Source organism: Prevotella sp. ICM33, assembly GCF_000517825.1.
GTDB classification, from domain to species: Bacteria; Bacteroidota; Bacteroidia; order Bacteroidales; family Bacteroidaceae; genus Prevotella; species Prevotella melaninogenica.
The window spans coordinates 1-18,082 of record NZ_JACD01000088.1 but is presented as its reverse complement, the minus strand read 5'-3'; the positions used below and the strand labels follow the sequence as shown (position 1 = coordinate 18,082).

Here is an 18,082-nt window from a genome sequence, read left to right as displayed (position 1 = left end):
TAAGACCCTTACTAACGCCCTTTTGAAGTCCAATTAAGCACCTTTTACTTTGCTGTTTTATAACTAATTGATTTACTGTTGATTACAAACCTGCTTTTTGTATGTGGTTTTGTCGTCCTTTATTGATGTTTTACTCGAAATTATGTAATGATTTTTCAAACCATTATCTGCAGATTTTCGAAGTCCTAAAATGAAATGGTTTTCCTGAAACATTGTGGTCTAATGACCGATTTGGATTTAATGAGTAACTTCGGTTCTTCCGTTAAAGCGATACGAAAAGCGTTCACACATTTAACGGAAGAACCCTATTTTCATATATAAAAATAGTTAAATTAGTTGATATAGTTAGTCTTAGGCTGTATATCATTTGTTTTCTTAGAACATAATGACTACATTTGTATAAAATTATAACTCAACTAAAAATTATGAAAAAGTATTTATTGATTTTATTGGCACTCTTGCCAATGATGTTATTCACAGCTTGTTCTTCAGATAAAGAGGAAGAAACATCTAATAATCTTGTAGGTACTACATGGCAATATTTAGAAAAAGAAGGTAATAAAATCACCTCAATGACAGTATTAGAATTCAAGTCAAATACAGTAGTTAAAATAATAACTGATGAAGATCTTGATAAGAATCCTACTGAGCGAGACCACGATGAAGGAGATGCTACCTATGTTTTAAATGGTAAAAAAATATCAATAAAACGAGATATTTATACTGCTTGGGGTGAAGTTGATGGTGACAAGTTGACTTTACAATATGTAGATGATGGTAAGATAAAGACAATGGTCTTCACTAAAAGATAAATATAATTATAAACAGCACAGAAAGTTGTTGAGATATTAAATAGGGATGCAAAACATTTGCATCCCTATTTCTGTAAGTAGATATTAAAATTAGCATCATTCGTAGTATTGATATATCAAGCAGTTAAAACAGTTTATCGAATTATTTTCATGAAAATAATTTGTGTGTGATAGCTTTTCAGGGAATAAAAAGATAGAGATAAAGCTATTATTGGATAACATTTAGCGCTTAGAATCAGCTCTTTTTCTTCCTTATAATTGTTTTATTTATTTGTAATTCTTCTTGTAATATCTTCTAACGACTGATAAAAAAGTGGAGCTGAAACATTGTTTATTTTTCCTTCTTTATATACGCTATTGCATATATACAATAAGTCATCAATGTTCCCATGTAGTTCCATAATCCTTCTTGTAAGATTATTTGTGGCAAACATGCGCTTCATGAAAATGGCAGAAAGTTGAGCTGGTAGTTTATATACCCATAATTCATTTCTGTAATATTTCATATTAATACCACGTGAAGCAGCTATTTTTGTTGTCTCACGAATAGTTTTAATTGTAGTTGCCAATAGCTTTAGAGAATTCATAAGTTTATGAACTGATGTTATACTGTCATTTATGTCTCCATTTTTACCTATGACAGAGATAACTGCAGCGTTGATAGCCATGTGTATCCATATCCATTCCAACATGTCATAAGGCTTTTCAAGTTTTATGTTAGAGGACTTAAATAGATTAGAAATAGCCTCATAATTTGATATGGTTGTCTTATTTTTAGACTCTATCATGAAATGGTCGAATAAACAACAATCAAGTTCAGCTTTAGTAGCAAGCTCTTCTTTTTTTATTTTTATGCAACCTCCAGCAACGGGAAAGCCTAAGATATAATCATATCCTTGCATAATTTTATCAAGATATTGCTTGTCATACCATAGATTACAGCATAAGAGTATTGTACCTTTGAATGTTTCTTTTCGTAGTATCTCCATCACATTGGCAATCTTCCCTTGTGAGATACTTACGAAAATCATGTCATATTCTTTCTTTGAATGTGGATTTACTGTATATTCTTTTTTGACTTGAATACCCTTTGATGATTCTCTTCCATCTAATAATGTAACTTCAATATTGCTCATATATTCCTTATTACTTCCTTCCCGAATATAATGTTCAACATTGTGTCCAGCCTCTTTAAACACAGAAGCATAAGTTGTTCCGATAACTCCTAATCCTATAATTAATATATCCATGTTTGTGTTTATTTTAGACAAAGGTAATTAATTATTTGGGCTTTCCTCCTTATTTTTGTAATTTTGTAAGTCTAAGGATAAAATAGAAACAGACTTAATAAGGAAGTAAAAGATATGGCAAAAGACGATAAGGGACTTACCCCGATGATGAAACAGTTCTTCTCAATGAAGGCGCAACATCCTGGTGCATTGATGCTCTTTAGGTGTGGTGACTTCTATGAGACGTATGGTGAGGATGCTGTGGAGTCGGCAAGAATACTCGGTATTACCCTTACACGTCGTAATAATGGTGGTAATGGCGACTCGATAGAGATGGCTGGTTTCCCCCATCATGCCCTTGATACTTATCTTCCTAAGCTTATCCGTGCTGGAAAGCGTGTAGCTATCTGCGACCAATTAGAAGACCCAAAGAAGAAACGTGAGGCTATCAAAGGCAAGAAGGGTTTGTCGGCAATGGACAAGATGGTGAAGCGTGGTATCACAGAACTTGTTACTCCGGGTGTTGCCATGAGCGATAACGTACTGAACTATAAGGAAAATAACTTCCTTGCTGCGGTACACTTCGGTAAAGGTGCTTGTGGTGTCAGTTTCTTAGACATATCTACAGGAGAGTTCCTAACCGGTGAAGGCACCTTTGATTACGTCGAAAAGCTATTGGGTAACTTCCAACCAAAGGAGGTACTCTTCGACCGTGCGAAGAAACAAGACTTCGAACGCTACTTCGGTACACGTCTTTGTACGTTCGAGATGGACGATTGGGTGTTTACTGATCAGACGGCTCGACAGAAGCTATTAAAGCATTTTGGAACAAAGAATCTAAAGGGTTTCGGTGTCGACCATCTGAATAATGGTGTCGTTGCAGCAGGTGCTATTCTACAGTATTTAGAGATAACACAGCACACACAAATCAATCATATCACTTCTTTAGCACGTATTGAAGAAGATAAATACGTGCGTATGGACCGCTTTACTATCCGTTCTTTGGAGCTGATAGCCCCAATGAATGAAGATGGTTCATCGCTTTTGAACGTTATCGACAATACCGTTACGCCAATGGGTGGACGTATGTTGCGCCGTTGGATGGTGTTCCCACTGAAGGATGAAAAGCCTATTAATGAGCGTTTAGACGTGGTTGATTATCTCTTCCGAGAGCCAGATTTCCGCGAATGTATCAATGAACAGTTCCATCGTATTGGTGACTTAGAGCGTATTATATCAAAGGTAGCTGTCGGTCGTGTGTCACCTCGTGAGGTAGTGCAGCTGAAGAATGCCCTTATGGCTATCCAACCGGTTAAGACAGCTTGCCTTTATGCAAAGAGCGATACGCTGAAGAGGATTGGAGAACAGCTGAATCTCTGTGAGTCTCTACGTGATAGAATAGAGAAAGAGATACAGCCTGATCCTCCACAGTTGGTCAATAAAGGCGACGTGATAGCCTTAGGTTATAACCAAGAGCTTGATGATTTGCGTTCTATCCGTGACAATGGAAAGCAGTATCTGTTAGAGATTCAAGAGAAGGAGATTGCTCAGACAGGTATTACCTCGCTGAAAATAGGATTCAATAACGTGTTCGGCTATTACTTGGAGGTGCGTAATACCTTTAAAGATAAGGTGCCTGAGAATTGGATTCGTAAGCAGACATTAGCGCAGGCAGAGCGTTATATCACCCCTGAACTTAAAGAATACGAGGAGAAGATACTTGGTGCTGATGAGAAGATATTGGCTTTGGAGACTCAGCTTTATATGGAGCTGATACAGGATATGCAGGAGTTTATTCCGCAGATACAGATCAATGCCAATCTTATTGCTCATCTTGACTGTCTGCTTTCCTTTATGAAAGTATCTCAGTTGCAGCGTTATGTGCGCCCAGTAGTGGACGATTCGGAGGTTATAGACATAAAACAGGGTCGCCATCCAGTGATAGAAACACAGCTACCGATAGGTGAACAGTATGTGCCTAATGATGTATTGCTTGATACGGAACACCAACAGATCATGATGATTACGGGTCCGAATATGGCAGGTAAGTCTGCTTTGTTGCGTCAGACAGCCCTCATCGTATTGTTAGCACAGATAGGTTGCTTCGTTCCTGCTGAACGAGCACGCATCGGAATGGTGGATAAAATCTTCACACGTGTGGGTGCTTCGGATAACATTTCATTAGGAGAATCAACCTTTATGGTCGAGATGACGGAGGCTTCAAACATCCTAAATAACGTCACTCCACGCTCTTTAGTACTCTTTGATGAGTTAGGACGTGGTACAAGTACATATGATGGAATTAGCATTGCATGGGCGATTGTAGAGTATCTACACGAACATTCGCGTGCACAAGCACGTACCCTCTTTGCTACACACTACCATGAATTGAACGAGATGGAGAAGAATTTCCCTCGTATCAAGAACTTTAATGTCTCTGTGAAGGAAGTAGATGGAAAGATCATCTTCGTTCGTAAGTTAGAGAAAGGTGGTAGTGAGCATTCCTTCGGTATTCATGTAGCAGAGATAGCGGGTATGCCTCGTTCTATTGTTAAGCGTGCAAACATTATACTTAAGGAGCTTGAAAAGGATAATTCACAAGTGGGTAGTGTCGGTAAGGCTGCTGTTGAGCGTCTTGACCAGAGCAGGGAAGGTGTTCAACTCTCCTTCTTCCAACTCGATGATCCCGTCCTCACACAGATCCGTGACGAAATCCTCGGTCTTGATGTCAATAATCTTACACCTGTTGAAGCCCTCAATAAACTGAATGATATTAAGAAAATCGTAAAGGGTTAGACATTATAAGCACTGACATCGTAGTTTATAGACAGGGTAAGTAAGACAGAGTAACAGAGTAAGTAAGACAGAGTAACAGAGTAAGTAAGACAGAGTAACAGGGTAAGAAAGACAGGGTAACAGGGTAAGTAAGACAGAGTAACAGAGTAAGAAAGACAGAGTAACAAGGTAAGTAAGACAAAGTAACACATAAACAAAGTGCAGGGTAACATAAGAATAGCCAATAAGTTCTTATGTTACCCTGTCTTCTTTTCTTATCTTAATACCTTCTGTTCCCTTGTTACTTTGTCTTCTTTCCTTTGTTACCCTGTCTTCCTTACCCTTTCTTTCTAAATCATTGGGCTGTCTTTAGTGTCTTTTGTCAGTTCATCTATCTGGCTGATAATGTCCGAGTTAATGCGTTGCATACGAAGATATAACCATATACCGATGGCTACTCCGATGATTAAGCCTATTCCACCGCCAACCAGCATACCATCGAACATGGATGTATGGTCTCCTCCCTTCGCAGCACCTGACCCATAGTATGCCTCGATAAAGAACCAAGGAGTCCATATAATCATTATGATTGTGCCACATAAGAAGGACTTTTTGCGTAATTTCTTCATCCTTTGCATTTGTAAGGAAGCCGCTATGAGGTCGCCATTCAGGAACTCCTTCTTATTAACATGATTGATATAAGCATCGAAACAAACAATGAAAGTCATAACGAGTACGGTAAATCCGTAGAACCACCACGACATGTTAAACAGTATCCGAACTTCATTGTAACCGTAATAAATAAATAGTAACACTAAGAATGACACCCATGTATACTTCTTCATAAACGACATCTTATTGAGCATTGACTGTCTGATAAGCTTATCGTTGACGAGTGTTTGATTGTCAAGTTTATTCTTGAGGATATCCAATTGCTGACGCATTTCCTCAAACTCTGTATGCTTTGTTTCCATTGTAGTTTTCTTTTTAATGTGATTGTTAAGCTTTGTAGGGTATTGGGCTAATTGGGCCAATTGCCCTAATAGGGCTAATAAGACCAATAAGACTAATCCCATTCATTAATGGTTACTCCCCTACTCCTTTGTTGTTTCACTCGTTTTCTTCAGTTTCTCTTTGATTCTGAATAGTCTTACGGAGACATTCTTCGTACTGATACCGACGATTTCGCCAATCTCTTCATAGCTCATATTCTCCAACCAAAGGAGGATGATAGCTCGGTCGAAAGGACCTAACTGGCTGATACGACGGTTAAGTTGCTGTATCTGTCGGCTGTCATCATCGCTATCCGTAAAGGGATTGATGTTCATCGTAAGTGGAATCGTTTTCCGTTTCCGTTTCTTTCGGTCACAAGAGATGCAAGTGTTGAGGCTGATACGATAGATCCACGTGCGTACATCGCTTTCTCCTCGGAAGTTCTGCAGACCCTTCCAAAGGTTTATCAATACCTCTTGAAAGAGGTCGTTCACCTCATCTTCATCCTTTGAGAACATATAGCACACGGTGTAGATGGTGCTTTTATGTTCTCTCACGATGCGTGAGAAGTCTTGTTCATTCTGTAGGTTGTCCATCTGTTGATAGGTTGATTTTTGCTCATTAGACGCACGTAGTAAATGAAAAACTACACAATTGGGATAATTTTTTTTATTTATCGTGTGCAAAAGTATTGTTTTATGAGGATAAATACAAGTCCTCGAAGGCTTTATTTAGTAAAGAAGATAGACTTGTTTTCATCATTCAAAATATTAGATTACTTGATTTCTAATGATTTATAACCGTTTTACCAAGGCTCAACAAATATTTTACAGTTATAATTTAATAGTTGAAAAATTTTGCTGTTTTAATTATAATATCTATCTTTGCCACTGATAGGAACGTCTGAAAGAATTAGAAGTAGTTTCCGGCGTATTCGCTGGAGTTTGATACGAAGTATCGTTTTATTGTTAACAAAGGTTCACAATAAAAGTAATTCCCTTACAGCGTTCCTATTTTTTTGTTTAAAACAAACGCACTATGGCAACCAGAACAATAAACGGAAAGGAATATACAAAGGTTGATTTTGAGAATAAACTGCGCCATTTAAGCGATGCACAGGAACTTGCAGCGATGCTGAACGAGCTGAAGTTACCTTGGTATTATTCTGACTTTCGTGGTAAACAACTAAGTTTTTTAGCTGATACCAATAATGTCCAACGACGTTGTAAGACTTTCCGACTTCGCAAGAAGCACGGTGGCTATCGCGAGATTACGGCTCCGAAAGGTAGTCTTCGTGGTATATTAAATGCACTTAATATATTACTTCAGACCTATGATGAGCCTACTCCTTGGGCATTCGGTTTTGTTTGTGGTCGTTCTGTGGTTGATAATGCACGTCCACATGTGGGCAAACGTTATATTCTAAACCTTGATTTAAAGGATTTCTTCCCCACTATTACACGCCAGCAGGTGGCTGACTGTCTGACGGCAGAGCCTTTTGGCTTCTCATCATTGGCTACAAAACTCGTCTCAGGACTGGCTACTGTGCGCACAAAGAACAATGAAGAGGTATTGGCACAGGGCTTTGCTACATCGCCAACGCTGTCGAACTTTATTTGTCGGGAGATGGATAAGGAGATAGCGAGCATAGCTACTGCACAAGGCATCACCTTTACCCGTTATGCTGATGACCTCACTTTCAGTGCTGACACAGACATCCTTCGTCCACAGGGAGAGCTTGTACAACAGGTAAAGGCTATTGTTGAGCGTTATGGTTTCCGACTGAATGAAGAGAAAACCCACTTGCAACGTCGTGGAAGACGGCAGGAGGTAACGGGCTTGATGGTAACGGAGAAAGTGAATGTAAGCCGCCGTTATGTGCGTGAAATCCGTTCCTTGCTGTATATCTGGGAACGTTACGGCTATGAAGATGCCTGTCAGGCAGCGTGGAAGAGCTACAGGCAGCAGCATGGAAAGACAAAGGGACATCAGCATTGCGTACCTCTTAATGCTGTTCTAAGGGGTAAACTGAACTACATGAAGATGGTGCGTGGAGCCGATGACCCACTCTATCAGCGTTTTGTTAGTCGTTATACTTCTTTGCAACAACGAAGTAAGGGAGATATAAAAGAGGTGGAATATAAAGCTTATATGGGTAAGTATCTTTCTATATCGGCTAAAGATAGAACGACAAGTGCTAATGTTTTGCCAAATGACAATACTTCATCACGTCAGCTCGGAGCTACAAGCAACAATCCTTATGACCCAAGAAAAAAGAGCAAACGCATTCTTAACTTTATAGTGATGGTGATTATATTGGTTGCTATTATACTCATCAAATTGTTTTTAAAATCACGTCTGTAAGCAGTAAAAAGTAAGTTAATAAGTAGCGTAATTCTCATCTTTCGTCATGTAGATGACTACCTTTTGCGCTGTTTACTTAATCTTATCAACTGGTAGGATTACTTCTCCCAATGAAATCATGGCATTGAAGAGGCTTATATACTGATAGTTAGGAATGTCAGAAACCATGATTTCACGCTCTTGAAGCAGTCCACAGTCGAGCAGTCGTTGGCGCATCGTACCGCAAAGGAGCGGTGTAGAGGGTGTAAACCATTGTTCGCCATCATAGAGTGCAATGTTAGTATAGGATGTATCTGTAAGGTGATTGTCACGAACAATAAGTATTTCGTCACAGTCACCTTGCTGTTTTTTTAGTTCGTTAAGTTGAGAGCGGTCTGTGCTCTTATAGGGATAACTGATATTATTGTCGTAGACAAGGCGCAAGGAGTGGATTTCTCTGCATGTATAAGGAGTACAAGTGATGTCGTGGATGCCCTCTTTATCATAGACAAAGCGTAGCTTTGAATATTCCATCGGTAAGCTAACAGACTGTAAAAGGTCAGCTATATGCAGCGGTTCTGTCAATCCTAACATCTCCTTACGTGTACGGTTCATCCGCTGTTCGTGGTAGGCAAGATTGCAGACACAGCCGTCTATTACCCTTATTGTCTCAATATATTGGCACATAAACCTTTTCTATTACCTCTTTATATTCGTCATCGTTATTGCTTTGAGCCGTAATTCCGCCCCCAGCCTTGTAGTGAAGCTGTCCGTCTTTATCCTGATCAATAAAGCGAATCATCACTGCACTGTCTAATTGTCCTTTACTATAACAGCCCATCACGCCCGTATAAAAGTCTCTTTCGTAGCCCTCAGCCGCATCGATTATCTCCATGGTACGAGGCTTAGGGGCACCTGTAATGGAGCCAGCAGGGAGCAAATGGAAGAGAAGTGTACCGATATTCTCACAATAGTCTGTAGGGAGTTGTCCTGTAATCTCTGAACTTGTCTGCAGGATTTCACCCTTGTTTGTTGTCAGATGGTCGATATAACGATAGCGTTTCACTTGCACTTGCTCTGCTATGATACTCAAGTCGTTGCGGATAAGGTCGACGATGGTAGCGTGTTCGGCTGCTTCTTTCTTATTTTCCATCAGTTCCTTCTCAGCGTCAGGACGTGTTGCATCAATCGTTCCCTTCATTGGGAAGGAACTAATAAGTCCTTCTTTATTGATACGAACGAATATTTCTGGAGAGAAACAAACGAACTTATCTTTCATCCAACAGCGATATAACGCCTTTGAACGCATGAAGATATCGTGCAAGGAAAGATTTGTACGGACAGGAATCTTGCATGTCAAGTTGGCTAAATAGCTGTCGCCTTCACGCTCTCTTTGCTTGACAAGGTTGATACGCTGTTCATAGTCATCTCTTGTGAGTGGTTCGGTATGCCATTCCACAGCCTCATTGCTGTAGCTTTCGTCCTTAGGGATATTAGAAAGACTTGGGAAAGCAAAAAGCAATTCATGTGGATTGATGTCCGCATACTCCTCTACATAGGCACCATCGGCTTTATATTTGATGATAAAGATAAAGTCTTTACCTTCCTTAGCCAGCGTGTTCATCCGCTGAATGGCACGTTCACGGTCGTATAGTATCATATTCTTTTGTTACAAGCAGGTGAGGTGTTTTGTCTCTTTGTTTATCTTTCTCCAATCTTGAAAATATCCTTTGGCTCAAATACTCCTGATTTCTCTGTTTTCGCAAGTTCAACCATACAATGCGCAACGACTTCTGTCTTCATAGGTCGTTGGCTCTGTAAGAGTCCTATTTGGTTGAAGAATTGCAGTATAGAAACAGACAGTTTCTCAGAACTTCTTGTAGTATTCTTGCGAATTAAAGCAGGTGGACGAAGGATGGAGATATGTTGAAAAGGAAGCTGTTTGATAGCTTCTTCTAATTCACCTTTTATCCTTGTATAGAAGAAATGAGCGTTTGGATTAGCCATAGCAGAAGAGACAAGGATAAAAGAAGGTACTCCCTGCTCTGCTGCTATCTTAGCGAAATTGTATTGATAGGTATAGTCTATCTTGTATTGATTCTCCTTTGAGCCAGCCGCTTTGCGCGTTGTACCCATGCAAGAGAATACGACATCGCCTTGTACGGAGAGTCTCCACTTATCCGACTGGTCGAAGTCTACGATATGTGTTGTTACCTTTTCGTTATTTATGCCTGGATCTCTTCTGACGAAGATTGCTATTTGTTCGATAGTATCATCATTGATAAGCTCTTGGACAAGGTCTTTACCTATTGCGCCAGTAGCTCCTAATATTATTGCTCTCATTGAGGGGATGGGGTGTTGGGTGGTGAATGTTGGGTGTTGGGTGGTGAATGTTGGGTGTTAATGATTTGTGGGGATGGAGTGTTGGATGTTGAATGTTGGGTGTTAATGATATGTGGGAATGGGGTGTTGGAGGTGAAACATACATTATTATTATGGCTTAATAATAATCTTGAGGTGGTAAACCTCTGGTGTTATACGCTGTTCGATGTGATACCTATCAGGGTAAATCAACTCTAAACGGCGGTACATATTCTCCAATCCGATACCCTTTCCACTCTTGTCTGTGTCGTTTTTTGGATAGTTACTGTTCTCACAGAGAAAGACTATCTTACCATTATCTTCTGTGATAGATATGTGGATAAACGATGGTTTATTGGCACTTATACCATGCTTAAAGGCATTCTCAACAGGTGTTAGGAATACCAATGGCGCAATGAGCAGTTGTGTGTTATGGATGATGAATTGGCTCTTTATCTCTACATTACTACCCGACCGTAGTGTCATCAGGTTGATATAGTTCTTGATAAAGGCTATCTCACCATTTAGACTCACCTCCTTAGGCTGTGTCTCATAGAGTGCGTAGCGTAGGAGTTCAGACAGTTGACCGATTGCCTTTTGGGCATTATTCGGGCTTGTCTGGGTGAGTGAGGCGATGTTATTGAGCGTATTGAAGAGGAAGTGTGGGTTTAGCTGGTTCTTCAGCCATGCCAATTCGGCTTCCGTCATCTTCTGTTTCTCCTCTCTTAGTTGCCTTCTGAGCGTACTATGACGGATATAATAACGCACGAAGATTGCCGCAACGACCATTGCATAGTTGAGAATCATCCACATCACACCAAACTGATAGAACCCTATTCGTATAGGTGCGTTCGGTAAATCGGCATTATAAATGCTGAAAATATGATGATTCCAAAGAACGATAAACAGCAGATTGATTACCCAGAATGCCCAGTGCTTTATCTTATTCTTTGCTTCAAAGAGATAAGGAACCAGCACATAGAAGTTCGCCATGAAGACAATAAGTAGCAAGAAAAGTACGAAGGCATTGACACACATGGACTCCTTGGCGGCATTGACATCGTGCTCAAGCAGCATAATGACCAACGACCAGATAGATACAAGGAGCGCATAAATGCCTACCTGTGCGCCAAGAACGGACAGGTTATAGCGACTCAGGCAATACTTCTTTATATCCTCCAATACCTTCATGTTGCAAAGATAGTCTTTTAAAAGGAAAGAAGCAAGCAGAATCTATACTACATTTTTACTTTTTCTTGTTTTAACACAGAAATGTAATTATCGGTAAATCAGTGCTTTATAAGGGTAGATTGTCTCGCTTGTTAGGCAAATAAGTCTAATTGGTACATTCTTTCAAGGTGATTAATCGCCTTTTTATGCCTAATTATCTAAACTCTATTTGCTATTTACCCCTAATCATTAAGCCCCAAATCTATCCTCTCCTCTTATCAAAAGTATGATTTATTGTAGAGGAGTTAGCCCTCCGCACCATTGGTGCTTACGGTCCGCACGTATGGTGCTAAGCATGGACACCACGCGTGCGGAGTATTAAGAGCACAGTAGGAAACGACAAAGAAGAGGCGTTCCTACCGTTAGGATGATAACGAAAGACACCGATGTTGAATTACATCTATTGAGTCCTATTCGCTGATTTAAGCCTTATTCTGATCTGCCTTAATCAAAGCAAGCAATCGCTCGACTGCTTCCTCCTCTGGGATATTGTGCTCAACGCATACCTGTTTGCGGTAGAGGCTCACCTTCTTTGGACCTGCACCCACATATCCATAGTCTGCATCAGCCATCTCACCGGGACCATTCACGATACAGCCCATGATTCCTACCTTCAGTCCTGTCATTCCCTTGGTAGCTTCCTTGATGCGGGCAATCGTCGTGCGGAGGTCGTAGAGCGTACGTCCACAGCCTGGGCAAGAGATGTATTCAGTCTTCACCATGCGCAATCTACCTGCTTGAAGAATACCGAAAGCCGTTTGCTCAACATCCTCTTGTGAGAGGTTGCCATTGTTCATCAGCCAGATACCATCGGTAAGTCCGTCCATCATGAGTGCACCCATATCTGCTGCAGCCTCCAATTGGAACTTCTCTTTAGCCGTAGTTGTTTCAGCCTGTTGGCTGTTACTGCTTTCTTCCTTCTCATCAGTTGCTGAATGCTGATACATCTGGGCGAAGATGATAGGGTTCTTTACCCCTGCTATCATCAGTTGATGCGCCAATGCACGCTGGTCGCCAAGGCGGTTCTGATGGCTTGTCATACATACCACAACCACCTCTGGATGTGTTTTCAGACAAGCAAGGAATTCCTCTGAAGGTGTACCGAACTTCAAGACGAGGAACTTAACATCACTGTTTATCGCACTGATGAAAGGCATTCCCGTCACAGGGAAGATAGGATAGACGTTCTCTAAGGACTGCTTACCACTGTTGGCAAGGTCCATATAGGCATCATAATCAAGGATATACTTCTGTTTCTTGCCCCGTTTCTCAGGCAGTTCGCCCTGTACATAGATATAATCGGGCTTTGGTAGCTCTGGTGATGACACCTCGGCAGTTGCTTGATTAGCCTTTCGAGTAGCAATAACAACAGGAACATTCTCGCCACCGATGTTGCCTGCAGCCACTGTCTCACGTCGGTTAGGATGGAGATAATCAAAGCCATCATACTGTTCAGCAGGGATGAGAAGATGTTTCTCGTGTCGACGGATATACCATGTAAGGTGTTTAGCCACTGGAATCTCGCACTCTGGCTCTTCACTCAGTGATACACGGATCGTGTCACCGATACCATCAGCGAGCAAGGCACCAATACCTACGGCACTCTTTATACGTCCGTCTTCGCCTTCACCAGCCTCGGTAACACCAAGGTGGAGCGGATAGTGCATACCTTCCTTGTCCATCTCAGCCACAAGAAGGCGTACGGAACGAACCATAACAACCGTGTTTGAGGATTTGATAGAGATGACAATGTCATGGAAGTCATACTTACGGAAGATGCGGAGGAACTCCATGCAGCTCTCTACAATACCTTCTGGTGTATCGCCATAACGGTTACGAATACGGTCAGAGAGGCTACCGTGGTTGACACCAATACGTACAGCGGTGTGGTTCTCTTTACATATATTGATGAAAGGAATCAGTCTGTCCTCAATCTTCTGTAGCTCTTGCGCATATTCCTCATCGGTATACTCCAGTTTTTTGAACGTACGAGCAGGGTCGACATAGTTACCCGGATTGATACGAACCTTCTCTGCATAGAGTGCAGCAACGTCTGCTACATTCGCATTGAAGTGAACATCCGCACAGAGCGGAGCCATATAATTGTCTGCACGTAGTTGTGCATTGATATTCTTTAAGTTCTCTGCCTCACGCTTTCCCTGCGTTGTGAGGCGTACAAGTTCTCCTCCTGCATCAATGATACGCTTAGCTTGTGCAACACTTCCTTCGGTATCATCGGTGGAAGTAGTTGTCATTGATTGTACGCGTACAGGGTTCTCTCCACCAATGTTGAGTGCACCAACATGCGTGACAGAGGTTTTCCTTCTTTCAAAGTTGAATAAATCTATCATGTTCTATTTGGATAATGGGGTACCTCCCCAAGCCCTTTTGGGATGATGAAAAACCTCCCTACGCCCCTCTGAGATAGGGGTTATAGTAAGAGGTAATAAGTGGTAACGACCTTTACCCTAATTGTTTCCCATTGTTACTCCACCTTTTTGAGGGGTTAGGGACGGTCTTAGCACTTAAACTTATAATCCTTTAGCTCAGCTAACTCCTTGTTAGCCTTCTCTATCTTCTTTCCTAATGAAGCCTTCCAGTTGTCAATCTTCTTTGCAATAGTCTCATCACCGAGTGCTATCATCTCAGCTGCAAGGATGGCAGCATTCTGTGCTCCATTGACGCCAACAGTAGCAACTGGAATGCCAGGAGGCATCTGAACGATAGAAAGTAAGGCATCAAGACCATCGAGCATACCCTTAATTGGCACGCCAATGACTGGAAGTGGTGTTGAAGCAGCGATAACTCCAGGCAAAGCAGCAGCCATACCAGCCGCAGCAATGATAACTTTTACGCCACGACCTTTTGCTTCCTTGGCAAAAGTCTCTACTGCGTCAGGTGTACGATGAGCAGAGAGTGCATTCACTTCAAAAGGAATCTCTTGCTCTTCCAACCACTTACAAGCTTTTTCCATTACGGGTAAATCGCTTGTTGAACCCATGATAATACTAACTAATGGCTTCATATTCTTTATGTATTAAGTTTATTTTCTTTGTTTGTTTTATGTGTATTTATTCTTAAGACAGATGTAATTTCCTGTCAGTTTATTCTTTATTTTTTGGCAATCAGTGGTCCTGACTACTGCTATTGATTCTATACAACGATGATTGTAATGAATGAACAGATGATACCTAAGAAGAAACCCGATGCCACTTGCTCCAATGAATGTTGCCTGAGAATCATTCTACTGCTACCTACAAAGCCTGAAACGATGAGCGTAAGACAAAGCCACCACATCGGATTGAAGTTGAAAAGCAGTGAAAAAGCTATCAAAGAACCTGTCACACCACCGATAGCTGCCGTATGTGTTGATATCTTCCACCATACGTTGATGATAGCACATAGAATCTGAATGATCAATGCTACCATAAGTATTGACGTCAGCATGTGAGGTAGGTGTAGGATGTTCATGATATAAAAGCACGTGAAGTAGCAAAGAATAGAAATCACATAAGGAACCATTCTTCGCTCTCGTTGCCCTAACTGAATCAATGTCCAGCCGTGGTATTGGCGATAAAGGTGGATGAGTAAGGTAGGGATAAGCACTGTAAAAGCGTAAACCAAAAAGACATACGACAGCTTTGCCTGCCATGGGAACATACTTAGATAGCTAAAAGTAAAGATAGCTAATATGCCCACAACGGGTAAATAGAATGGTGTGAGAACCATACTCACAACCCTTGCTGTTAATATAATGTTCTTTTCGTTCATACTTTAACACCTAACACCTAACATCCAACACCTAATTACATCACCCCTTCCTCAGTCTTGCCACAGGTAATCCGAGTTGTTCTCGGTACTTGGCAACGGTGCGACGGGCTATTGGGAAGCCCTTTTCTTTCATCACTTTAGCAAGTGCATCATCACTGAGTGGCTTACGTTTGTCTTCTTTGTCGATTACTTCTTTGAGTGCCAACTTGATTTTACGAGTAGACATTTCCTCGCCATCCTCCGTTGTATAGCTATCAGTGAAGAAGAAACGCAGAGGGAATGTACCCCAACGTGTCTGTGCATACTTGATGTTGCTCACACGTGATATGGTAGAGATATCCAGTCCTGTACGGTCGGCAATATCTTTAAGAATCATTGGTTTGAGGTCAGCCTCATCTCCATCTTGGAAGAATTTCCGCTGAATATCGATGATAGCCTTCATCGTCACTTGTAATGTATGACGTCTTTGCTTTACCGCTTCGATAAATCCTTGTGCCTTTTCCACCTTCTCTTTGGCATAAAGCAACGCCTCCTTCTCCTGTCGGTTCATATTAGCTTTGTTGTTGCGGTAGGTCTCCATCATATCGTTGAAGGCCTGCGAAACGTGCAACTCTGGTAGATTACCGTGGTTTAAGCTGAAAGTAACCGTACCATCATCCTCCGTGTCGACGATAAAGTCAGGTGTTATCTGTTGCAGGTTACGTCCTTGTGTCTCACCCATAGACGACCCCGGCTTTGGATTCAACTTACGAATCTCACGCTGAAGCGCCTCTACTTGAAGGTCAGACAGCGACAGTGCGTTTTGAATCTTATCCCAATGCTTCTTTTTGAAAGCGTCGAAATGATGTGAGATGATGTTGTAGATGTATTTATACAGATGACTATCTTTCTCCCACTCACCGTTCTCAACCTTACGGTTTATCTGCAACAAGAGACATTCTTGCAAGTCTCTTGCACCGATACCAGCTGGGTCAAAGTCCTGCAGAATCTTCAGTACCTCTTCTAATTCCTTAGTAGACGCATCAATTCCATAGTAGATTGCCAACTCATCGCTGATACTATCGAGGTCTTTTCGCAAGAGTCCGTCATCATCTAAACTACCAATAAGATACTCCAAGATACTCTTCTGCCTTTCAGTAAGCTCTCTTTCTCCCACCTGCTCATTGAGTTTATCAATGAAAGAAGTTGTATCTCCATACACAATCTCCTCATATTCAGCATTATTTCGTTGCTGTCTTGAATCGTATGTAGGAAGATCATCATCCGAACGCATACGCTCCAGTGCCGAGTCGAGCGCATCTTGTCGTTCTTCTCGTTCCTGAAGTGTGTCGAAATCATCGTCTTCTGAATGCTCTACAGTATCGTTGTTGTCAATGCTATCAGTCTCCTCCCCTCCTGCTTCTAAGGCAGGATTATCATCGAGTTCAGCATTAACACTTTCCTCTAATTCTGTCAGTGGCATCTCCAACAACTTTACTTGCAGCATCTGCTGTTGTGAGAGACGCTGCACTTGTTGCTGTTTCTGGTTTTGAATTTGTACTTGTTCCTGTGCCATTGTTTACCTGAATTGTGCTACAAAAGTACTAAAAAAACAAGTATAATCAAGTGAAATATTCCTTTAATTGTGCTGCTAAGGCAGAAAGTTTCTCTGGGTTATCATTTCCATAGCGGTTCCATACCTCCTGACAGGGCATTAATAAGGGCGATATAAGAAGGTCGTCGCGGTTCAGATAGGGGTCGCAGAATTGGAACACATCCATCACTTCGACAACTATTCGTGGCTTTATCTTCATCAACTTAGCAAGGTCTATCACCTCTGGAGTCTCCGCTGCCATTGTAATCGGAGTAAGGCGGAAATAGAGGTCGAGAATCATAATGAGCATAAAAGGCTTCAACTCCGTAGCCCCTTCCACTGGAAGAAAGTCATACTCAAATGTTTCGCGCACCTTCACACCATCATAGAACTCTCTTGGCTGGCCAAATCCTTTCATCGAACGCAGTTTCTTTACGTCTTTGTTGAGCTTTCTTGTGTTCTCTCCATACGTCTCCCAAATCAGATTAATGATGGGCATATCACGATGTCGCAACTTAAAAAGCTGTTCATAGAGGTTCTTTGGTGGTATGTGTAGTTCCAAACTGAGGTCTACCAACGCACGTGAATACATCGGTTTCATTCCCTCTGGCTTTTTAAGATAAAGCTGTAGGAGTAGTAGCCAGTAGTCGTCAGACCATAAAGGATGTGTTGCCATAAGCGTAAAATATCCACTCTTGCTCCTCTCTTTCGAGTAGAGAAGGAGGAGAAATACTTGTCTAAAGGGTATCTATATTTGTCTTTCGCAAAGATACTCCTTTTTTATTATAATGGCAAAAGATAGTGGCAGAAAGTTAACGAGTTAACGGATTGATGAGTTGACAAGTGATGTCTATCTGTCTTCTACAAACCACTTATTCCCTATTAGCCTAATTAGCCTAATTAGGTTAATAAGCCCAATAGGGCTAATAACCTGTTACTTTGTCATAATTTTTCACATCATAATTTTGAATACATGCTCTTTTAGCTTCTAAAAG

At 41.2% G+C, this 18,082-nt stretch carries 15 protein-coding genes; 3 read left to right on the top strand and 12 right to left on the bottom strand.

Annotated features, from left to right (window positions below; translation table 11 throughout):
- Positions 1 to 425: 425 nt before the first annotated feature.
- Positions 426 to 812: a hypothetical protein gene (locus HMPREF1505_RS11140; protein ID WP_155948936.1), complete on the top strand. Its 387-nt coding sequence runs from the start codon at positions 426 to 428 to the stop codon at positions 810 to 812.
- Positions 813 to 1,075: 263 nt separating this feature from the next.
- Here the strand turns inward: HMPREF1505_RS11140 and HMPREF1505_RS11135 are convergent, their stop codons facing one another.
- Positions 1,076 to 2,062, bottom strand: a complete 987-nt coding sequence (locus HMPREF1505_RS11135) for a ketopantoate reductase family protein (RefSeq protein WP_036925364.1) — start codon at positions 2,060 to 2,062, stop codon at positions 1,076 to 1,078.
- 114 nt (positions 2,063 to 2,176) lie between these two features.
- Between HMPREF1505_RS11135 and mutS the strand changes: the two genes are divergently transcribed.
- Positions 2,177 to 4,837, top strand: coding sequence for a DNA mismatch repair protein MutS (gene mutS / locus HMPREF1505_RS11130; protein WP_036925362.1), 2,661 nt, complete (start codon positions 2,177 to 2,179; stop codon positions 4,835 to 4,837).
- Positions 4,838 to 5,166: 329 nt separating this feature from the next.
- On the opposite strand, the gene HMPREF1505_RS11125 is transcribed toward mutS, so the two are convergent.
- Both HMPREF1505_RS11125 and HMPREF1505_RS11120 read right to left on the bottom strand, forming a co-directional pair.
- On the bottom strand, positions 5,167 to 5,790 hold the full coding sequence (locus HMPREF1505_RS11125) for a hypothetical protein (RefSeq protein WP_036925367.1): 624 nt from the start codon (positions 5,788 to 5,790) through the stop codon (positions 5,167 to 5,169).
- A gap of 120 nt (positions 5,791 to 5,910) precedes the next feature.
- A complete protein-coding gene (locus HMPREF1505_RS11120) occupies positions 5,911 to 6,405 on the bottom strand; it encodes an RNA polymerase sigma factor (RefSeq protein ID WP_004358947.1) in 495 nt (164 codons plus the stop codon).
- 442 nt (positions 6,406 to 6,847) lie between these two features.
- On the opposite strand from HMPREF1505_RS11120, the gene HMPREF1505_RS11115 reads away from it, so the two are divergent.
- Positions 6,848 to 8,173 (top strand): reverse transcriptase family protein, encoded by a 1,326-nt coding sequence (locus HMPREF1505_RS11115; RefSeq protein ID WP_036925360.1) that lies wholly within the window; start codon positions 6,848 to 6,850, stop codon positions 8,171 to 8,173.
- Positions 8,174 to 8,245: 72 nt separating this feature from the next.
- Here the strand turns inward: HMPREF1505_RS11115 and HMPREF1505_RS11110 are convergent, their stop codons facing one another.
- From HMPREF1505_RS11110 to HMPREF1505_RS11070, 9 genes are all read right to left on the bottom strand, one after another.
- Positions 8,246 to 8,839 (bottom strand): aminotransferase class IV, encoded by a 594-nt coding sequence (locus HMPREF1505_RS11110; RefSeq protein ID WP_036925358.1) that lies wholly within the window; start codon positions 8,837 to 8,839, stop codon positions 8,246 to 8,248.
- Positions 8,823 to 9,812 carry an aminodeoxychorismate synthase component I gene (locus HMPREF1505_RS11105; RefSeq protein ID WP_036925356.1) on the bottom strand — a complete coding sequence of 330 codons (990 nt, stop codon included), beginning with the start codon at positions 9,810 to 9,812 and terminating at the stop codon, positions 8,823 to 8,825. Before HMPREF1505_RS11105 ends, HMPREF1505_RS11110 begins: the two co-directional genes overlap by 17 nt.
- Positions 9,813 to 9,853: 41 nt before the next feature.
- A complete protein-coding gene (locus HMPREF1505_RS11100) occupies positions 9,854 to 10,495 on the bottom strand; it encodes an NAD(P)H-binding protein (RefSeq protein WP_036925354.1) in 642 nt (213 codons plus the stop codon).
- A 150-nt stretch (positions 10,496 to 10,645) separates the two neighbouring features.
- On the bottom strand, positions 10,646 to 11,704 hold the full coding sequence (locus HMPREF1505_RS11095) for a sensor histidine kinase (protein ID WP_013264633.1): 1,059 nt from the start codon (positions 11,702 to 11,704) through the stop codon (positions 10,646 to 10,648).
- Between the two features lie 461 nt (positions 11,705 to 12,165).
- Positions 12,166 to 14,094, bottom strand: a complete 1,929-nt coding sequence (locus HMPREF1505_RS11090; protein ID WP_036925352.1) for a 4-hydroxy-3-methylbut-2-en-1-yl diphosphate synthase — start codon at positions 14,092 to 14,094, stop codon at positions 12,166 to 12,168.
- 167 nt (positions 14,095 to 14,261) lie between these two features.
- Positions 14,262 to 14,768 (bottom strand): 5-(carboxyamino)imidazole ribonucleotide mutase, encoded by a 507-nt coding sequence (gene purE / locus HMPREF1505_RS11085; RefSeq protein WP_036925350.1) that lies wholly within the window; start codon positions 14,766 to 14,768, stop codon positions 14,262 to 14,264.
- Between the two features lie 128 nt (positions 14,769 to 14,896).
- Positions 14,897 to 15,514 carry a hypothetical protein gene (locus HMPREF1505_RS11080; RefSeq protein ID WP_004358931.1) on the bottom strand — a complete coding sequence of 206 codons (618 nt, stop codon included), beginning with the start codon at positions 15,512 to 15,514 and terminating at the stop codon, positions 14,897 to 14,899.
- A gap of 40 nt (positions 15,515 to 15,554) precedes the next feature.
- Positions 15,555 to 17,069: an RNA polymerase factor sigma-54 gene (gene rpoN / locus HMPREF1505_RS11075; RefSeq protein ID WP_036925348.1), complete on the bottom strand. Its 1,515-nt coding sequence runs from the start codon at positions 17,067 to 17,069 to the stop codon at positions 15,555 to 15,557.
- A 46-nt stretch (positions 17,070 to 17,115) separates the two neighbouring features.
- Positions 17,116 to 17,763 carry a hypothetical protein gene (locus HMPREF1505_RS11070; protein ID WP_036925346.1) on the bottom strand — a complete coding sequence of 216 codons (648 nt, stop codon included), beginning with the start codon at positions 17,761 to 17,763 and terminating at the stop codon, positions 17,116 to 17,118.
- Between the last annotated feature and the right edge of the window lie 319 nt (positions 17,764 to 18,082).